20 protein-coding genes and 2 riboswitches are annotated in these 17476 nt (G+C 42.5%); of the genes, 16 read left to right on the top strand and 4 right to left on the bottom strand.

Going from position 1 to position 17476, the window contains the following annotated elements:
- The gene (locus GPS65_RS15375) at window positions 1-1671 is read right to left on the bottom strand and encodes a DEAD/DEAH box helicase (RefSeq protein WP_012010553.1); all 1671 of its coding nucleotides are present in this window, start codon (window positions 1669-1671) and stop codon (window positions 1-3) included.
- Window positions 1672-1921: 250 nt separating this feature from the next.
- A riboswitch (glycine riboswitch) is annotated at window positions 1922-2029 on the top strand.
- Between the two features lie 3 nt (window positions 2030-2032).
- Window positions 2033-2128, top strand: a riboswitch (glycine riboswitch).
- Window positions 2129-2232: 104 nt separating this feature from the next.
- On the opposite strand from GPS65_RS15375, the gene gcvT reads away from it, so the two are divergent.
- From gcvT to gcvPB, 3 genes are read left to right on the top strand one after another with little or no spacing between them, the layout of a single operon-like run.
- The gene (gene gcvT, locus GPS65_RS15370) at window positions 2233-3330 is read left to right on the top strand and encodes a glycine cleavage system aminomethyltransferase GcvT (RefSeq protein WP_012010552.1); all 1098 of its coding nucleotides are present in this window, start codon (window positions 2233-2235) and stop codon (window positions 3328-3330) included.
- 16 nt (window positions 3331-3346) lie between these two features.
- Complete coding sequence (gcvPA, locus tag GPS65_RS15365; RefSeq protein ID WP_144468901.1) at window positions 3347-4693, top strand: aminomethyl-transferring glycine dehydrogenase subunit GcvPA; 1347 nt, start codon at window positions 3347-3349, stop codon at window positions 4691-4693.
- Window positions 4686-6143 carry an aminomethyl-transferring glycine dehydrogenase subunit GcvPB gene (gene gcvPB, locus GPS65_RS15360; protein WP_041815713.1) on the top strand — a complete coding sequence of 486 codons (1458 nt, stop codon included), beginning with the start codon at window positions 4686-4688 and terminating at the stop codon, window positions 6141-6143. The genes gcvPA and gcvPB overlap by 8 nt, the downstream gene beginning before the upstream one ends.
- 43 nt (window positions 6144-6186) lie before the next feature.
- Here gcvPB and GPS65_RS15355 read toward each other — a convergent pair whose 3' ends face one another.
- Window positions 6187-6567, bottom strand: coding sequence for a rhodanese-like domain-containing protein (locus tag GPS65_RS15355; RefSeq protein WP_041816283.1), 381 nt, complete (start codon window positions 6565-6567; stop codon window positions 6187-6189).
- Window positions 6568-6787: 220 nt separating this feature from the next.
- On the opposite strand from GPS65_RS15355, the gene GPS65_RS15350 reads away from it, so the two are divergent.
- The 3 genes from GPS65_RS15350 to GPS65_RS15340 all read left to right on the top strand — a co-directional run bounded on the left by GPS65_RS15350 (window position 6788) and on the right by GPS65_RS15340 (window position 9124).
- Window positions 6788-7624, top strand: coding sequence for a lipoate--protein ligase family protein (locus tag GPS65_RS15350; RefSeq protein WP_003216009.1), 837 nt, complete (start codon window positions 6788-6790; stop codon window positions 7622-7624).
- 86 nt (window positions 7625-7710) lie between these two features.
- Window positions 7711-8145, top strand: coding sequence for a transcriptional regulator MntR (gene mntR, locus GPS65_RS15345; RefSeq protein ID WP_012010548.1), 435 nt, complete (start codon window positions 7711-7713; stop codon window positions 8143-8145).
- 103 nt (window positions 8146-8248) lie between these two features.
- A complete protein-coding gene (locus tag GPS65_RS15340; protein ID WP_012010547.1) occupies window positions 8249-9124 on the top strand; it encodes a patatin-like phospholipase family protein in 876 nt (291 codons plus the stop codon).
- Here GPS65_RS15340 and GPS65_RS15335 read toward each other — a convergent pair.
- Together GPS65_RS15335 and GPS65_RS15330 are read right to left on the bottom strand one after the other, a co-directional pair.
- Entirely contained in the window at window positions 9121-9516 is a 396-nt protein-coding gene (locus GPS65_RS15335; protein ID WP_012010546.1) for an SA1362 family protein, read from the bottom strand. The two genes, GPS65_RS15340 and GPS65_RS15335, sit on opposite strands and share 4 nt — an antisense overlap.
- Window positions 9517-9554: 38 nt before the next feature.
- On the bottom strand, window positions 9555-10511 hold the full coding sequence (locus GPS65_RS15330) for a DUF1385 domain-containing protein (protein ID WP_012010545.1): 957 nt from the start codon (window positions 10509-10511) through the stop codon (window positions 9555-9557).
- 222 nt (window positions 10512-10733) lie between these two features.
- On the opposite strand from GPS65_RS15330, the gene GPS65_RS15325 reads away from it, so the two are divergent.
- The 10 genes from GPS65_RS15325 (at window position 10734) to spoIIIAE (ending at window position 17464) form a co-directional block, all read left to right on the top strand.
- Complete coding sequence (locus GPS65_RS15325; protein WP_119125103.1) at window positions 10734-11261, top strand: YqhR family membrane protein; 528 nt, start codon at window positions 10734-10736, stop codon at window positions 11259-11261.
- Window positions 11262-11369: 108 nt separating this feature from the next.
- Window positions 11370-11813 carry a type II 3-dehydroquinate dehydratase gene (gene aroQ / locus GPS65_RS15320; protein WP_012010543.1) on the top strand — a complete coding sequence of 148 codons (444 nt, stop codon included), beginning with the start codon at window positions 11370-11372 and terminating at the stop codon, window positions 11811-11813.
- Window positions 11810-12871, top strand: coding sequence for a M24 family metallopeptidase (locus GPS65_RS15315; RefSeq protein ID WP_119125102.1), 1062 nt, complete (start codon window positions 11810-11812; stop codon window positions 12869-12871). Before aroQ ends, GPS65_RS15315 begins: the two co-directional genes overlap by 4 nt.
- Before the next feature lie 25 nt (window positions 12872-12896).
- Window positions 12897-13454, top strand: a complete 558-nt coding sequence (gene efp, locus GPS65_RS15310; protein ID WP_012010541.1) for an elongation factor P — start codon at window positions 12897-12899, stop codon at window positions 13452-13454.
- A gap of 380 nt (window positions 13455-13834) precedes the next feature.
- Window positions 13835-14116 (top strand): YqhV family protein, encoded by a 282-nt coding sequence (locus GPS65_RS15305; RefSeq protein ID WP_088000337.1) that lies wholly within the window; start codon window positions 13835-13837, stop codon window positions 14114-14116.
- A 66-nt stretch (window positions 14117-14182) separates the two neighbouring features.
- A complete protein-coding gene (gene spoIIIAA, locus GPS65_RS15300) occupies window positions 14183-15106 on the top strand; it encodes a stage III sporulation protein AA (RefSeq protein WP_088000335.1) in 924 nt (307 codons plus the stop codon).
- On the top strand, window positions 15100-15615 hold the full coding sequence (gene spoIIIAB / locus GPS65_RS15295; protein WP_012010538.1) for a stage III sporulation protein SpoIIIAB: 516 nt from the start codon (window positions 15100-15102) through the stop codon (window positions 15613-15615). The genes spoIIIAA and spoIIIAB overlap by 7 nt, the downstream gene beginning before the upstream one ends.
- Window positions 15616-15634: 19 nt before the next feature.
- Window positions 15635-15841, top strand: coding sequence for a stage III sporulation protein AC (gene spoIIIAC / locus GPS65_RS15290; protein ID WP_003153142.1), 207 nt, complete (start codon window positions 15635-15637; stop codon window positions 15839-15841).
- The gene (gene spoIIIAD / locus GPS65_RS15285; protein WP_098680826.1) at window positions 15838-16251 is read left to right on the top strand and encodes a stage III sporulation protein AD; all 414 of its coding nucleotides are present in this window, start codon (window positions 15838-15840) and stop codon (window positions 16249-16251) included. Before spoIIIAC ends, spoIIIAD begins: the two co-directional genes overlap by 4 nt.
- A gap of 19 nt (window positions 16252-16270) precedes the next feature.
- Window positions 16271-17464: a stage III sporulation protein AE gene (gene spoIIIAE / locus GPS65_RS15280; RefSeq protein ID WP_119125101.1), complete on the top strand. Its 1194-nt coding sequence runs from the start codon at window positions 16271-16273 to the stop codon at window positions 17462-17464.
- The last annotated feature ends 12 nt before the right edge of the window (window positions 17465-17476 follow it).

The raw sequence follows: 17476 nt of genomic DNA, 5'->3' as shown, positions 1-17476 counted from the left end.
TTATGAGCCTTGCTGTCTTTTTTCTAAAAGGGGTGTTTTGGCTTCTGTTAAATAGGAAGCAAACTGGGTTAATTTCTTTTTCATGTCACCGTCTGATTCGTGCTGAAAAAGAATCTGATGCAGCTTTGTTTCGGCATCTTTGATATCGATTCGCGTTAAAATATCATCTAGATCGCCAATGACGTTTTCGAACAGTTGAATTTTTTCGTATAAAAGTTTTAAGATGTGTTCCTCAACGGTACCGTTTGTTGCCATGTTGTAAATATGGACATCCCGTTCTTGTCCAAGGCGGTGGATACGCCCAATCCGCTGTTCTAGACGCATCGGGTTCCACGGAAGATCGTAGTTGATGATTTGATTACAAAACTGAAGATTGATTCCTTCGCCGCCTGCTTCTGTAGCAATTAACACTTGTGCCCGTTCTCTAAATAAATCTTTCATCCAATCCTTTTTGCCCCGTTTAAAGCCGCCACGAAAAGGAACGGAGCTGATGCCATTTTGCTGAAGAAACCATTGTAAATAAATTTGTGTCGCGCGGTATTCGGTGAAAATAATGACCTTTTCATTTAACTGCTGAATAAGCTTGACGACTTCAAGTGCCTTTGTGTTTTGCTGCACTTCATTGATTTTCTCCATAATTTGCGCTATTGCAGAGGATCCAAGAATATGTTTTTCATCTTCCTGCATTTTTTTAATTGTCATATAGACCGCCTCGCGGCTTGAACAGCATTCTCGTTCCAAAGTCATGATGGAAAACATGTGTTTAGTATAGGACGGGTTCTCTTTCAGCTTACAGATTTCATCATATAATGCTTGTTCCGTTGGAGAGAAATCAATGGAAATCGTTTTGACATGCCGTTTTGTCCACTCGATGCCTGTGTCTTGTCTTCGGTTACGAATCATCACTTTATTCACTAGCTGTTTTAAACGGTCATGGTCTTCTAGCTGTAAATCCTTTTTGGCAAAGACATCTTTAAACTGATGTTCATTCCCTAGGTGACCTGGCTTCAGAAGGGAGACAAGATTAAATATTTCTCCAATACGGTTTTGGATAGGCGTCGCTGTCAGCAACAAGCAAAATTTCTTATTTAGATTTCTTACAAATTCATAGTTTTTCGTTTTATTGTTTTTCAGTTTGTGTGCTTCATCAATAATGACCATATCGTAGGCAATGGATAAAATAGTGTCTCGGTGCGGCTGTCTTTTGGCTGTATCAATGGAGGAAACCACGACGTCACACTGCTCCCACACGTAGCTCTTTTTTTGTTCGACAGCATCAATGTAAAATTTTGTCCGCAGCTCCTGTACCCATTGAGATACGAGAGAGGCGGGGACGAGTATGAGAATTTTTTTGGCAAGTCCACGAATCATGTATTCTTTGATAATCAGTCCTGCTTCTACGGTTTTTCCAAGTCCCACTTCATCTGCTAAAATGGCTTTTCCGTTCATCTCTTCTACGACTCTTCTGGCTACTTCAAGCTGATGTTTTAAAGGCGTGAATGCAGGTAGATGGGCAGGAGCTTGCAGTCCTTCAAATGAATCAATGGCTGTGATTTTTTGGATCTGCGCCGCTAAACGGTACATTTCCCAGTTTGCCCAGGGGCCGTCTGCTGCAAGCCGCTGCTGAAATTCACTTGCCCAATCCTGATCAAAAATCGTTTGAATATTCAATATGGTCGCCTGCCTTTCTAGTAGGTTGAGGATAAAATTGTTCTGTATTTAAACGCTTCATTTTTTAAGAGGTCTTGAAAAGACTAGATATTTGAATAAAAGCGAACGATAATGAATGGTTTTTTAAGAAATGTTAATGATTTTTCTGTTGCTCTTCATCCGTTTCTAATGGTAGGATGTTGGTAAGTGATCTAGAAAATAAGTCACCCATTTTGATAGTATGTCCAATAAATGTGAAGAATATGAGCGGATGATGGTATGGGGAGAGACTTGGCGGTTATTTAGCACTGGCAGGCGCCGAAGGAGCAAGCTGAATCGTTTCAGTGAATCTCTCAGGCAAAAGTACTCTTACCGGACGCAACTCTGGAGAGTGTTTGCTCATCGTTTTTTAGCAAACCACCAAAGGGGAAAACGCACAATGATGTTGTGCTGTAAACTTTCAGGTGCAAGGACAGAGACTTCTTTTTGATAAAAGGGAGCGCTCTGTCCTTTTTTGCTGTGATTTTTTTCTGAAAATTCAGCTTGTGATCTGCACTGAAAGAAAAAAGGGGGAAACGATTGATGTTGAAACGAACACCGCTTTTTCATGCGTATGAAACGTTTGGCGCAAAAACCATTGACTTCGGGGGCTGGGAATTACCTGTCCAATTTTCTTCCATTAAAGAAGAGCACGAAGCTGTTCGAACAAAGGCAGGGCTTTTTGATGTGTCTCACATGGGTGAGGTGGAAATCAAAGGTCAAGACGCCCTTCCTTTTTTACAAAGGTTATTAACCAATGATGTGTCTAAGCTGACAGACGGTAAGGCACTATATACAGCCATGTGCTATGAAGATGGCGGGACAGTGGATGATCTGCTCGTCTACCAAAAAGAAAAGAACGATTATTTGCTTGTTATTAATGCATCTAATATCGAAAAAGATGTGGAATGGCTGCTTCAGCACCAAGGTGAGAACGACGTATTGATCCAAAATGTCTCGGATGAAATCGCCTTGCTTGCCCTTCAAGGACCTCTTGCCGCTGACATCATGAAAGATGTAGCGGATGAAGAAGTGACATCGCTCAAGCCATTTACATTTTTATCAAAAGCTGAAGTTGCTCAAAAAGAGGTGCTTGTTTCAAGAACGGGCTACACTGGAGAAGACGGCTTTGAAATTTACTGTCAGTCAGAAGATGCGGTCCACATTTGGTCGGCTTTATTAAAAGTTGGCGCACCAAAAGGGTTAATACCGTGTGGGCTTGGTGCACGAGACACCTTGAGATTTGAAGCAAGACTTCCGCTTTATGGCCAGGAGCTAACAAAGGATATCTCTCCATTAGAAGGCGGGATTGGCTTTGCGGTCAAAACGGATAAAGAAGCCAATTTTATTGGCAAAGAAGCGCTCAAGAAGCAAAAAGAAGAAGGGCCGAAGCGAAAGCTTGTCGGCATTGAAATGATAGATAAAGGGATTCCGCGCACAGACTATCCGGTCTTTTCAGGAGAAAAGCAGATTGGCGTAGTCACAACGGGCACACAATCCCCAACATTAAAGAAAAATGTCGGGCTTGCTTTAATCGAATCTTCTCAGGCGCAGCTTGGAACAGTGGTAGAAGTACAAGTTCGTAAAAAACGTCTAAAAGCGAAAATCGTCGCAACACCATTTTATAAAAGAGCCAAATAACGAGGGGGAATAGAGGATGAAGCATAGATATTTGCCGCAAACCGAGCAAGATCAAAAAGAAATGCTGGATGTCATCGGCGTTCAGTCGATTGATGAGCTTTTTTCAGATATCCCAGAAAAAGTGAGATTTAAAGGAGCATATAACATTAAACCAGCCGCATCTGAAACAGAGCTTGTAAGGGAATTATCCCAACTAGCTGCAAAGAATAAAGATACGGTTTCCTATGCATCGTTTCTTGGTGCCGGTGTATATGATCATTACCAGCCTGTCATTGTCGATCATGTCATCTCACGCTCTGAATTTTATACAGCGTATACACCTTATCAGCCGGAGATTTCGCAAGGTGAATTGCAAGCGATCTTTGAATTTCAAACAATGATTGCTGAGCTGACTGGTATGGATCTTGCTAACTCCTCGATGTACGATGGCGGGACAGCATTAGCTGAAGCGGCGATGCTAGCTGCTGGACATACAAAAAAGAAAAAAGTCGTTGTGTCTGAAACGGTTCATCCTGAAGCAAGAGCCGTGCTAAAAACATACGCCAAAGGACAGCACATAGAAGTTGTTGAAGTGCCTGCGAAAAAAGGACAGACGGACTTAGCGGCATTAGAAAAAGCTGTCTGCGACGAGACAGCAGCCGTTCTTGTGCAATATCCAAACTTTTTTGGTGTCGTCGAACCGTTAAAAGACATCGAACCTATTGCACATAAAGGAAAAAGTCTGTTCGTTGTCTCTAGTAATCCGCTTGCACTCGGGTTACTGACGCCTCCAGGAAAACTTGGAGCAGACATTGTCGTTGGTGATGCACAGCCATTTGGCATTCCAGCAGCGTTTGGCGGGCCACATTGCGGATATTTTGCTGTGACGAAAAAGTTGATGCGCAAAGTGCCAGGTCGTTTAGTCGGGCAGACAGAAGACGAAAATGGTGTTCGTGGGTTTGTATTAACCCTTCAAGCGCGTGAGCAGCATATTCGAAGAGATAAAGCGACGTCTAATATTTGTTCGAATCAGGCATTAAATGCATTAGCCGCTTCCGTTGCCATGACAGCACTCGGAAAAACAGGCATCAAAGACATTGCCTATCAAAATGTACAAAAAGCCCACTATGCGAAGACGCAGGCAGAAACATATGGACTGCTTGCTGATGTAGAAGGGACCCATTTCAATGAATTTGTCATCAAATTACAAGAACCGGTACAAGAAGCCAATAAACGATTACTTGAAAAAGGAATCATCGGCGGCTACGACTTAGGGAGAGACTACCCAGAGCTTCAACATCACATGCTTGTCGCCGTGACAGAGCTAAGAACAAAAGAAGAAATTGATACGTTCATTAAGGAATTGGGGGATCGCCATGAATAAACAAGATCAGCCGCTTATTTTTGAATTATCCAAAGAAGGAAGAATTGGTTATAGCCTGCCTGATTTAGATGTACCTGAACAGGAGATCCCGTCCTTATTTGATGAGACGTACATCCGTCATGAGGATGCTGAGCTTCCTGAAGTATCTGAGCTTGATATTATGCGTCATTATACAGCATTATCAAGACGTAATCATGGGGTCGATTCCGGATTTTATCCTCTTGGCTCTTGTACAATGAAATATAATCCAAAGATTAATGAAAAGGTTGCACGCCTTGCAGGCTTCGCGCAAGTCCATCCACTACAAGAGGCAGACACTGTGCAGGGAGCATTAGAATTGCTATATGACCTAGGTGATCATCTGGAAGAAATCACGGGGATGGATGCTGTGACATTACAGCCAGCGGCAGGAGCACACGGTGAATGGACAGGACTCATGATGATCCGTGCGTACCATGAAGCAAGAGGGGACGATAAGCGAACAAAAGTCATTGTGCCAGATTCTGCCCATGGAACAAACCCAGCATCTGCGACAGTGGCTGGATTTGAAACCATTACCGTTGCATCTGATGAGAATGGGCTTGTTGATTTAGAGGACCTGCGCCGTGTTGTTAACGAAGAAACTGCTGCTTTAATGCTGACGAATCCGAATACACTCGGCCTATTTGAAGAAAATATTTTAGAAATGGCTGAAATCGTTCATGGTGCTGGCGGCAAGCTTTATTATGACGGAGCCAACTTGAATGCTGTTTTGAGCAGAGCAAGACCGGGAGATATGGGCTTTGACGTTGTTCATTTAAACCTTCATAAAACCTTTACAGGTCCGCATGGAGGCGGAGGTCCTGGTTCAGGTCCTGTAGGCGTAAAAAAGGATTTAATTCCGTACTTGCCAAAGCCAGTGCTTGTGAAGAAAGAAGGCCGCTTTTATTTCGATGATGATCGACCAGAATCAATTGGCCGCGTGAAGCCGTTCTATGGTAACTTCGGCATTAACGTCAGAGCATATGCGTATATTCGCTCTATGGGTCCAGATGGCTTAAAGGCTGTAACTGATAATGCCGTGTTAAATGCGAACTATATGATGCGCCGCTTAAGCACTCATTTCGATTTGCCATTTGACCGTCACTGCAAGCATGAATTTGTCCTTTCAGGTAAACGTCAGAAAAAATTAGGTGTGCGTACACTGGATATTGCCAAACGATTACTTGATTTTGGCTATCATCCGCCAACGATCTACTTCCCGCTCAATGTAGAGGAATGCATCATGATTGAACCAACTGAAACAGAATCAAAAGAAACTCTTGATGCCTTCATCGAAGCGATGATTCAGATTGCCAAAGAAGCAGAAGAGAATCCAGAAGTGGTGCAGGAAGCGCCGCATACGACGGTCGTCAAACGAATGGACGAAACAAAGGCCGCGCGAAATCCAGTTCTCGTTTTTGAAAGATAAAGAAAAAAGACTCATGGGGATCATGCTCCCAGAGTCTTTTTTGTTAGTTCTTCGTTTTGATGCGGCCGCCCCATTTTTTAAAGCCGCCTTTTAAATTATAAATCTCACGACAGCCGTTTTTACGTAAAGTTTGCGCTGCTTTTCCGCTTCTCAAATTGTTTTGGCAATAGAGATATACAGGCTTGTCAGGACGAATTTCATTTTTGCGCTGTTTAAGCTGGGAAAGGGGGATGTTTCTTGCCCCTAAAATATGTCCGCCATCAAACTCATTTGGCTCTCTCACATCAATGAGCTGGGCTTTGCGGTAACCTTTAATAAATTCTGCTTCCGTCAGCGTTTTCATAATACGCTGCTGATAAATGTAGCTGCCGACAGAATAAAGAACGAAAAGTCCACAAAGTGAGAGGACGATATAGTTGAACATTGACAATACAACTCGACTCCTTCTTGAGCATCAGCACAGTGGCCTGTCTGATGGTACGTTTTAGACAAATACTATTATAGTAAAGCAAAAGAAACTTGTCATCATAAATGGTAAGAATTATTTTCAATTCGTTCCCTATTTGATAGACTGATGAAGAGAGAAAATCGGTGGCCATCACCATCATCTAACATTGACTACGTAAAAGAGAAGGGATTTTTATATGCAAAAAGAGAAATGGTGTTTCATTGATACAGGAAATCAAGACCCTGCCTTTAACATGGCAATGGATGAAGCCTTGCTTTATTGGCATAGTGAGAAGTTGATCCCGCCTGTTATCCGTTTTTATGGATGGAATCCGGCGACATTGTCTGTTGGGTATTTTCAGCATGTTGAAAAAGAAATCAACATGGAAGCAGTCGAGCGCTATGGTCTTGGATTTGTCCGCAGACCGACTGGAGGGCGGGGGGTTCTTCATGATCAGGAGCTGACCTATAGCGTGATTGTATCAGAGGAACATCCAGAAATGCCAGCGACAGTGACAGAGGCATACCGCGTCATTTCAGAAGGCATTTTAGAAGGTTTTAAAGAACTGGGACTCGATGCGTATTTTGCCATTCCTCGTACAGATAAAGAAAAAGAAAGCTTAAAAAATCCAAGATCGTCTGTATGCTTTGATGCCCCTTCATGGTACGAACTTGTCGTAGAAGGTAGAAAGGTAGCAGGCAGTGCTCAAACAAGACAAAAAGGAGTGATCCTCCAGCACGGCTCCATCTTAATTGACCTTGATGAGGACAAACTGTTCGATTTATTTCTTTATCCAAACGACCGTGTGAGAGAGCGGATGCAGAGAAGCTTTAAAAACAAAGCGGTCGCCATCAATGAAATCTCAGACCGAACTTGTACAATAGACGATGCGCGAGTGGCGTTTAAACGAGGATTTGAAAAAGGATTAAATATTGAGCTTGTGCCTTATGAGCTCACAGATGAAGAATTAGCATTTGTCCATCATCTTGCCAAAACGAAATATGCCTCAGACGAGTGGAATTACAAGCGTTAAAGACAAAGGACACTCCTTGTTTTTTAATGGGCGATGGTGTAGAATTGTTATGATTATTAAGTAAAGGTGCATTATGGAGGGGTTTTATGACTACACCTAGTATGGAAGATTACATTGAACAAATTTATATGCTGATAGAAGAAAAAGGATATGCTAGAGTCTCTGATATTGCAGAAGCACTCGCTGTCCATCCCTCCTCTGTAACAAAAATGGTTCAGAAGCTAGATAAAGATGAATACCTCATTTATGAGAAGTATCGTGGTCTAATTTTAACCCCGAAAGGCAAAAAAATTGGAAAACGTCTCGTATACAGACATGAACTGCTAGAGCAATTTTTAAGAATCATTGGTGTAGATGAAGAGAAAATCTATGATGATGTAGAAGGCATTGAACATCATCTCAGCTGGAACAGCATTGACCGCATCGGCGATCTCGTTCAATTCTTTGAAGAAAGTGACGAGCGATCTGTTCAGCTGAAAGCGATTCAAAAGAAAAACGAACAAACAAATCAAGAATCTTAAGAAAAAGGACACCCTCAGCATGGGTGTCCTTTTTGATTAAAGTTCTAATTGAAAGCATATGCTCTTACACTATTAATAGCGTGATATCAAAGGGGGCTCCTTGATGAAGATAGATGGTGTGTTCTCAGGTGGAGGCATTAAAGGGGCAGCACTTGCGGGTGCCTATGAAGCGCTTGAAGCGAGAGGATATCAGTTTGTCCGCCTTGCTGGTACAAGTGCTGGAGCGATCATTGCTTCACTCATCGCAGCAGGCTTTTCAAGTCAGGAGATTCGGGAGCTGTTAGATGAAATGGATGAACATCACTTGCTTGACAGGAGATGTCAATTCATTCCATTTAAAATGATTCGGTGGATCTCCATTTACTGGCGCCTCGGTCTGTACAAAGGGGACCGGCTGGAAAAATGGCTGACGGATGTGTTGAAACGAAAGGGGGTCACCGTATTTGGGGATCTCAAAAAAGATTCACTGAAAATTGTTGCCTCTGATTTAACAAATGGGAAAATCCTCGTTTTGCCAGACGACCTTCCTTCATACGGCTTAAATCCAGAGCGTTTCTCTGTTGCCAGGGCAATCCGGATGAGTTGCAGTCTGCCGTATTTTTTCGAGCCTGTCAAACTAAAGTCATCAAAAGGCATTTGTACCATTGTGGATGGAGGCGTGCTGAGCAACTTTCCAATTTGGTTGTTTGCCGAAGAGAAAAAAAGACCATTCGTCGGTGTCACATTAACCCCAAACGAAAAAGAACGCCCTCAACACTCCATCCGCAATGCGTTTGAACTGTTTGGCGCTCTTTTTGAAACGATGCGTGGTGCTCATGACGAAAGGCATATTGCCACAAAACACGAACGTCATGTTATTTTTATTCCTGTAGAACACGTCATTGCCACTGATTTTCAGCTAATGGCAGAAAAGAAAAAGGCGCTCGTCGATCTAGGCAGACAGAAGGCCGAGCAATTTTTAAAAAGCTGGACATTTTAAAACAAGGCGCGATTCTTCTTTTTGTTTTTCTTGCCTTCAATCACAGTTAACTGTGTTTGGCTTTTCTTTTTGAGAAGGACGGGCTTAGACTTGTGGTCAGTCGGCACGCTTCGCAAATGAGTGACCCGATTTTTCATCTGGCTTTTCGTTTTTGGTTTAGGCTGCTGGTAGCGACGTTTTGATTGTTTGACTGCTTTACGATAAAGATTGCCCTCTGTTCCAGTTCTTCGATTCATCAGCCATCTAAATAGGAAAAACACAATCGCTCCAATGATCACAACTGATAGCAGCATTGTAAAAAGTCTGCCTGGATTCGTTGTGAGTAAATACACAAATCCCAAAACGCCTAAAGCGAAAATAATGGTAAAAGCAGGATGTACTCGGCGATTCATAACTGTCCACCTCCGAAGGAATTTACCGGATTTATAAGTTAGATCACTTGATGAGCAGAATCTGACGCTTGTTTTAGAGACGCTTCCTCTAAACGAAGAAGTTCATTAAAACTTGCAATGGCTACCTCGACTTGATCGTCAGAAGGTTCTTTTGTTGTAAGCAATTGCAGCCAAAGGCCAGGATAGCCAAGCACTTTCAGCACAGGCACTTCTCGGAGTTTGTTCGTAAGCTGAAGCACTTCAAATGAAATGCCTAGAACAACTGGAATGAGCGCCAAGCGATTCAGAACTCTCACCCATAAAGGATCTGTCGGTACGAGTAAATAGACGAACATTCCGACAATGACAGTGAATAAAATAAAGCTGCTACCGCATCGATAATGAAGGCGTGATTGTTTTTGGACATTTTCCACTGTGATGTCAAGATTCTGTTCATAGCAGTTTATGACTTTATGTTCTGCGCCATGATATTGAAATACCCTTTTAATTAAAGGGGTCATGGAAATAAAGTAAATATAGCCTAATAATAAGACCAGTTTAAAGAATGTTTCCACTGCGATTTGTGCAAAATTCCCTGAAAAGACGGGCCGCACAAGTTCGGCTAAAAAGACAGGTACTAGGGTAAAGACAAATTTACTAAAGAGAAGAGAGAGAACTCCGATCACAGCAATGCCGAAAATCATGGATAATTTCGAGCTTTTTTGTTCTTTTTCAAGAGTATGATCTTCTGAAGGATCTAAGTCATAGCGCTCGCTGGAGAAGTTCAAGTGCTTGCTGCCATTTGCGCTTGCTTCAACAAGTGCAGCAACACCCCTAACAAAGGGGATTTTCTTGAGAAAGGCGGTTCGTTTATTGGAAGTCCGGGGAAGCTTTAAAAACTCAATGGACTGATCCTTACGCCGAATCGCTGTCACATAGTTCTTTTTACCTCCGAACATGACACCTTCGACAACTGCTTGCCCTCCATATGCTGGAGGTTTTGTTTGATTGGACATATTTCATCAACCTGCCTGTTTCCTGTAATTTACATGCATTTCCTTATACCTTTATTGTACAGGAAATGAGGGGAAATCACTAGCTCACAGGTCGATTATCTACTAGAATTCTATCTACCTCTTTTTAGCCAGTATACCCTCTTATAAAAATTTTACACTCACGTATGGAAATCCTTTTTTTTATCACATTTTGGACATACTACTTGCTGGAGGTGTTCACAAATGAAACGTGATGAAAAGAAAAACCAAGAAGAGAAAAATCAGTCTGTACAAACATCATCGCTAGTTGCAAGAGCAGCTGCGACAGGCTTTGTTGGTGGTGTTTTTTGGGGGTTTATCGGGTTTCTGACCCATATGTTTCATTTCTCAGAGGTGAGTCCCAATATGCTTCTTCAGCCTTTTGTGCTCGGAGAGTGGAAAAAGGGCGGACTTGGTACTTTTATCAGCATTGTGCTTTTAGGGGTTTTATCGATCGGAGCTGCCTTTATTTATTATGGGCTTTTGAAACGAATCAAAGGCTATTGGATGGGGCTAATATATGGCGCGATTTTATGGCTGCTCGTTTTTTACGTATTTAATCCGATTTTCCCAGATGTAAAGCAAGTCCAAGACTTACAGCAAAGCACCGTTGTCACGACATTTTGCCTATACATTTTATACGGTATGTTTGTCGGGTACAGTATTTCGTTTGAATATAATGAATTAACGAGCCAAAAGCTTGCGAGGGCACTCGGGAAAAAGACAGAATAAAGTGTAAATCACTTATTCATATGATAAAATATTTTTGGAAACGAAAGGTTTCTAAGGAAAAAGAAACAGATCTCGATATAGATTGAATTAGGGTGAAGGAGTGGTTGTATGCCTCATTTTCTTGTACTGAATGGGCCCAATTTAAATAGGCTTGGCAAAAGAGAGCCGGCTGTTTACGGAAGTAAGACGCTCACAGATTTAGAAACAGATTTGTTCCAGTTTGCAGAAAGAGCCAATATCCAGTTAACGTTCTTTCAATCGAATCATGAAGGAGATTTGATTGATGCACTCCACGAGGCAGAAGAACAGTACGATGGAGTCGTGTTTAACCCGGGGGCTTTTACACACTACAGCTATGCTCTAAGAGATGCCATTGCAAGTATTTCTTTATCCGTCGTTGAAGTACATATCTCAAACGTTCATAAGAGAGAGGAATTCCGCCATCATTCTGTACTTGCTCCAGTATGCCAAGGGCAAATCGTTGGTCTTGGTTTAGAAGGGTATAAATTGGCGATTCGTTATTTAGTGAGTGAAGGGGGAGCAGTATCATGAAACTTGAAAAATTAAGAACACTTTTATCTGATTTAGACATCGATGGTCTAGTCATTACGAGTAGCTTTAATTTACAGTACATGACCAGCTTTACTGGTTCAGCCGGTCTCGCCGTTGTTTCAAAGGACCGGGCAGCTTTTATCACGGACTTCCGTTATACAGAGCAAGCGAAGGACCAAGTAAAAGGCTTCGACATTATTGAACATAAAGGAAACATCGCAGAAACCGCGGCTCAAACAGCAAAGGAATTTGGGATCAAACGTCTTGGGTTTGAACAAAACCATATGACATTTGCCACGTACCAGCAGTATGCGAGTAAAGCAGGCGATATAGAGCTTGTTCCGGTCTCAGAATCAGTTGAAAAGTTGCGCTTGATTAAGTCTAGTGAAGAGATTAAGATATTAGAGGAAGCTGCGAAGATTGCAGATCACGCCTTTGATCATATTCTCACTTACATCAAGCCGGGCCTGACAGAAATTGCTGTCATGAACGAGCTTGAATTTTTCATGAGAAAAGAAGGCGCTGAAGGATCTTCATTCGATATGATTGTCGCCTCAGGTGTTCGTTCAAGCCTGCCGCACGGAAGAGCGAGTGAAAAGGTGATTGAATCTGGTGATTTAGTCACACTCGATTTCGGTGCTTACTATAAAGGGTATTGTTCTGATATGACAAGAACGATTGCTGTTGGAACACCGAGCGATAAGCTAAAGGAAATTTATCATATCGTATTAGAAGCAGAAAACGCTGGTGTGGATAGAATCAAGCCAGGCTTAACAGGAAAAGAAGCTGATCGCATCACACGTGACATCATTGAAAAGTATGGCTATGGTCAATACTTCGGGCATTCAACTGGCCACGGGCTAGGGATGGAAGTACATGAAGCGCCAGGCCTTTCCTCACGATCAGAGGTCGTCTTAGAAGAGGGAATGGTCGTGACAGTTGAGCCGGGAATTTACTTGCCAGATGTCGGCGGTGTGAGAATTGAGGATGATATAGTCCTGACAGCTGACGGCAATAAACGATTGACCCACTCACCGAAAGAACTTATCATATTATGATGGTGAAATGTAGGAGGATGACAAAATGATTTCAGTAAATGATTTTCGTACAGGCCTGACAATTGAAGTGGACGGCGGTATTTGGCGTGTAGTGGATTTTCAACACGTAAAGCCAGGGAAAGGCGCAGCGTTTGTTCGTTCGAAACTGCGTAACCTGCGTACTGGTGCTATTCAAGAAAAAACATTCCGTGCAGGCGAAAAAGTAGCGAAAGCTCAAATCGAAACAAAAACAATGCAATACTTGTATGCAAATGGCGACCAGCATGTCTTCATGGATACAAGTTCTTATGAGCAGCTTGAACTAAGTGAAACACAAATTAAAGATGAGCTGAAATATTTACTAGAAAATATGTCAGTTCAAATTGTAATGTACGGTGCTGAAACACTTGGAGTAGAACTACCAAACACGGTAGAACTAGAAGTAGTAGAAACAGAGCCTGGTATTAAAGGTGACACGACATCAGGCGGATCAAAACCTGCAAAAACAGAAACTGGTTTAATCGTCAACGTTCCTTTCTTTGTGAACCAAGGAGATAAACTAGTCATTAATACATCGGACGGTTCATACGTGTCAAGAGCGTAATGAACGAAGAAAGACTGTAAACCTTGTGTTTACAGTCTTCAGGTTGTTGACAAAGGGCTAAAATGATCTTTATTTTAGCCCTTTGTCTTCTTTACAGCGTGATAGAAAACCTTTGAAGTCTAGGAAGGACGAGCATCGGAGCGGAGCGAATTTGACATTCGTGAGCACCGAAGCGCAGATCTGACACCGAATGCGAGGGTTTGTCTACGCGCTGAGACTGTAAACCTTGTGTTTACAGTCTTTTTTTATTGTAAAACATATAAGACTCCCCAAAAGATTAACCTTCTCTCAATTCTCTCATTCATCTTTTTTCCTTCCCGAAAAACAAGACTACTTCCAGCTAGACAAGCATATAGTGTAAAAAAAGCTGGAGGTTCTATATGAAACATTTTCTCCCGGGCATCCATCCATCAGTCGCTGCGATGGCAGGCATGAGGTTTTTATCGGCAGTGATTGAACTGACGGCCGCCATTCTCATTTTAGTCACAAATGACGTTCGAAAAGCGGTTGTCATCAATAGTATATTGGCGATCATTGGACCGCTCATTTTTATTATCACAATGACGATTGGAATCTATCAAATCGCAGGGCAGTTATCCTATGCCAAGCTCCTCTTTATTTTCATTGGTGTCGTCTTTATTCTTGTTGGGATTTATAAGTGAAACGGCTTGGCATAATTAACATCTCCCATCATACATTTTAGAGAAGAAAAAAAGGAGGGGAATTCGTTGCGGAGTTTGTTGGATATTCTCCCGCACGCGATTGGACAAGAACTTAGACTGCTAAAAGAAGCAGAATGGGATCAAATAGAAGAAATTCGCATTCGCACGGATCGTCCTATTGAATTAATGCAAAGAGGAAAGCCGCGCTTTCTTTCTTATCACACAACAGGAGAAGATGCGTCACAGCTATTAGGCAGGCTGAGCAATTACAGCATGTACACACTTGAAGAGGAGCTAAAGCAAGGTTACATCACCATTTCAGGCGGACATCGGGTAGGACTTGCAGGCAAGGTGATCGTTGAACACGGCATTGTTAAAGGATTGAGAGATATCTCTTCATTTAATATCCGCATCGCAAAAGAAAAAGTCGGGATTGCGCTCCCCTTTCTTCCCTATTTATATGACGAGCACTGGTGCAATACACTGATCATCGGTCCACCGCAAACAGGGAAAACGACATTATTGCGGGATATAGCAAGACTTGCTAGTACGGGTACAAAAGCCATTCCTCCTAAAAAAACAGGCATTATAGATGAGCGTTCAGAAATCGCTGGGTGCATAAGAGGGGTGCCGCAGCACCAGTTTGGACACCGGGTGGATGTGCTCGATGCATGTCCAAAAGCTGAGGGCTTGATGATGATGATTCGGTCTATGAGTCCAGAGGTCATGATTGTCGATGAGATCGGAAAAAGCGAGGATGTGCAGGCACTTTTAGAAGCGATTCATGCTGGGGTCAGCATTATCGTTTCCGTTCATGGCTACTCACTAGAAGATGTGTATAAACGTCCATCATTGAAGCCGTTATGGGAGCTTCGCGTGTTTGAACGTTATGTTGAATTAAATCGTAAGGACGGTCCCGGCACGATCGGACGGATATATGATCAAGACGGACAAGAGATGAAATGGAGGCGGGGAGTGGACGTATGTTAAAGCTCATTGGCGCTATCTTGATTGTCTCGGCTACGACTTGGGGAGGGTTCGAGTTTGCCAAACGATATAGTGACCGGCCGAAACAAATTCGGCAGCTCCGGTTTGCGCTTCAGTCTCTTGAAGCTGAAATTATGTATGGTCAAACACCTCTAGCGCGTGCTGCAGAGCAAATTGCGTCGCAAGTAGGTCCTCCTGTGAATCGGTTATTCGAACAATTTGCAGAAAAGCTGAAAGTCGGAACTTTTTCTGCACGGCATGCATGGAATGAAAGTCTTGAGGATGTTTGGAAAAAAACCGTTTTAAAAAAAGGCGAATATGAGGCACTGAAGCACTTTGGAGAAACACTTGGCCAGCATGATGTCGCGTCTCAGCAAAAATATATCAAGCTTGCTTTAGGTCATTTGGAATCAGAGGAGAAGGAAGCTGAAATCGCCCAAGCCAAAAATGAAAAAATGGTCAGAAGCCTCGGATTTTTAAGCGGATTACTACTGATTCTTTTATTGATGTGAGAGGAAGGGAGTCGAGAGCATGGGCGTTGATGTAAACGTCATTTTTCAAATTGCTGGAGTAGGCATCGTTGTGGCATTCCTCCATACGATTTTAGATCAAATGGGGAAAAAGGAGTACGCTCAGTGGGTCACGCTGCTAGGGTTTATCTACATTTTGTTTATGGTAGCAACCATTGTAGATGATTTGTTTAAAAAGATTAAAGCCGTATTTCTATTTCAAGGATAGGGGAGGGCTTACAAATCGAAATCATACAAATTGTTGGACTTGGTTTAATTGCTACTTTTTTAGCATTAATCGTCAAAGAACAAAAGCCGACCTTCGCCTTTATGCTTGTTGTTTTTACAGGGTGTGTGATCTTTTTCTATTTAATAGATCAAATTTATGCCATTATCTCGATGATAGAAAAAATTGCGGCAAGTGCCGGTGTCAATATGAAGTATGTTGAAACCATTTTAAAAATTATTGGTATTGCCTATATTGCGGAATTCGGCGCCCAGCTGACAAAAGATGCTGGACAAGGCGCCATTGCATCAAAAATAGAGCTTGGCGGCAAAATTCTCATCTTGGTCATGGCAGTCCCCATTTTAACAGTCATCATTGAGACCATCTTAGGTATGATCCCGTCCATGACGTAATTGAAAAGAGGTGATGACAATGAAACGGGTGACAGCTGTTTTGGGACTGATGCTTTTCTTCTGGCTGATCGCTCCTCACGCAGGGGCAGAAGAAAAAGAGCCATTATCCAATGAAGCACCAGCAGCAGAAGAAGTGGCGGATGGACAGGCTGATGCACTTGAGCTTCACTCCATTAGTGACTTTTGGGAAACCATATTGGACGAGTATGGCGGCTTTCTGCCAGAAAGCCAAAAAGGAACAGTGAAGGAAATGATTGACGGCGATAAAGAGCTTTCTCCCCAGACATGGCTGAAAGCCTTTGTTCATTATCTGTTTCACGAGGTGATCGCAAACGGAAAGCTCCTTGGTACACTGATTTTACTCACCATCTTCTGTTCGCTATTGCAGCTATTGCAGAATGCATTTGAACAAAGCACTGTCAGTAAAGTCGCATACGCACTTGTTTATATGGTGCTGATCATTATTGCACTCAACAGCTTTCATGTGGCGATTTCTTATGCAACGGAAGCCATTCAAACGATGACCAGTTTTATTCTTGCTCTTATTCCTCTGTTATTAGCACTGATTGCTTCATCAGGCGGGCTTGTCTCAGCCGGATTCTTTCATCCCGTTATCTTATTTTTGATGAATACGAGCGGCGTTTTTATTCAATATGTCGTTCTTCCGCTTATTTTTTTATCAGCGATATTGAGCATTGTCAGTACGCTGACCGAACAATACAAGGTCACCCAGCTTGCCCAGCTGTTAAGAAATGTGGCGATAGGTGGGTTAGCTGTTTTTTTAACTGTCTTTCTTGGCGTCATTTCTGTGCAAGGTGCATCTGCTGCGGTTACGGATGGTATCGCACTTCGTACAGCCAAATTTATTACCGGAAACTTTATCCCCGTCCTTGGCAGAATGTTTACAGATGCGACGGATACCGTCATCAGTGCCTCTGTCTTACTTAAAAATACGGTCGGACTTGTTGGCGTCGCTATTTTCATATCAATTGCCGCTTTCCCTGCGATCAAAGTGCTCTCTTTAGCCCTTATTTATAAGCTTGCCGCAGCCATTCTTCAGCCATTAGGAGGCGGTCCAATTATCAGCTGCCTAGATGTCATTTCAAAAAGTGTGCTTTATATCTTTGCTGCACTTGCTGTCGTATCGCTCATGTTCTTTTTAAGCATTACCGTCATTATTACTGCTGGCAACCTGACCATGATGATGAAGTAAGGAGGGGACACC

The organism is Bacillus pumilus, assembly GCF_009937765.1.
GTDB classification, from domain to species: Bacteria; Bacillota; Bacilli; order Bacillales; family Bacillaceae; genus Bacillus; species Bacillus pumilus_O.
Note: the sequence above shows the minus strand (reverse complement) of the source record. Positions and strands in the feature narration are given on the sequence as shown.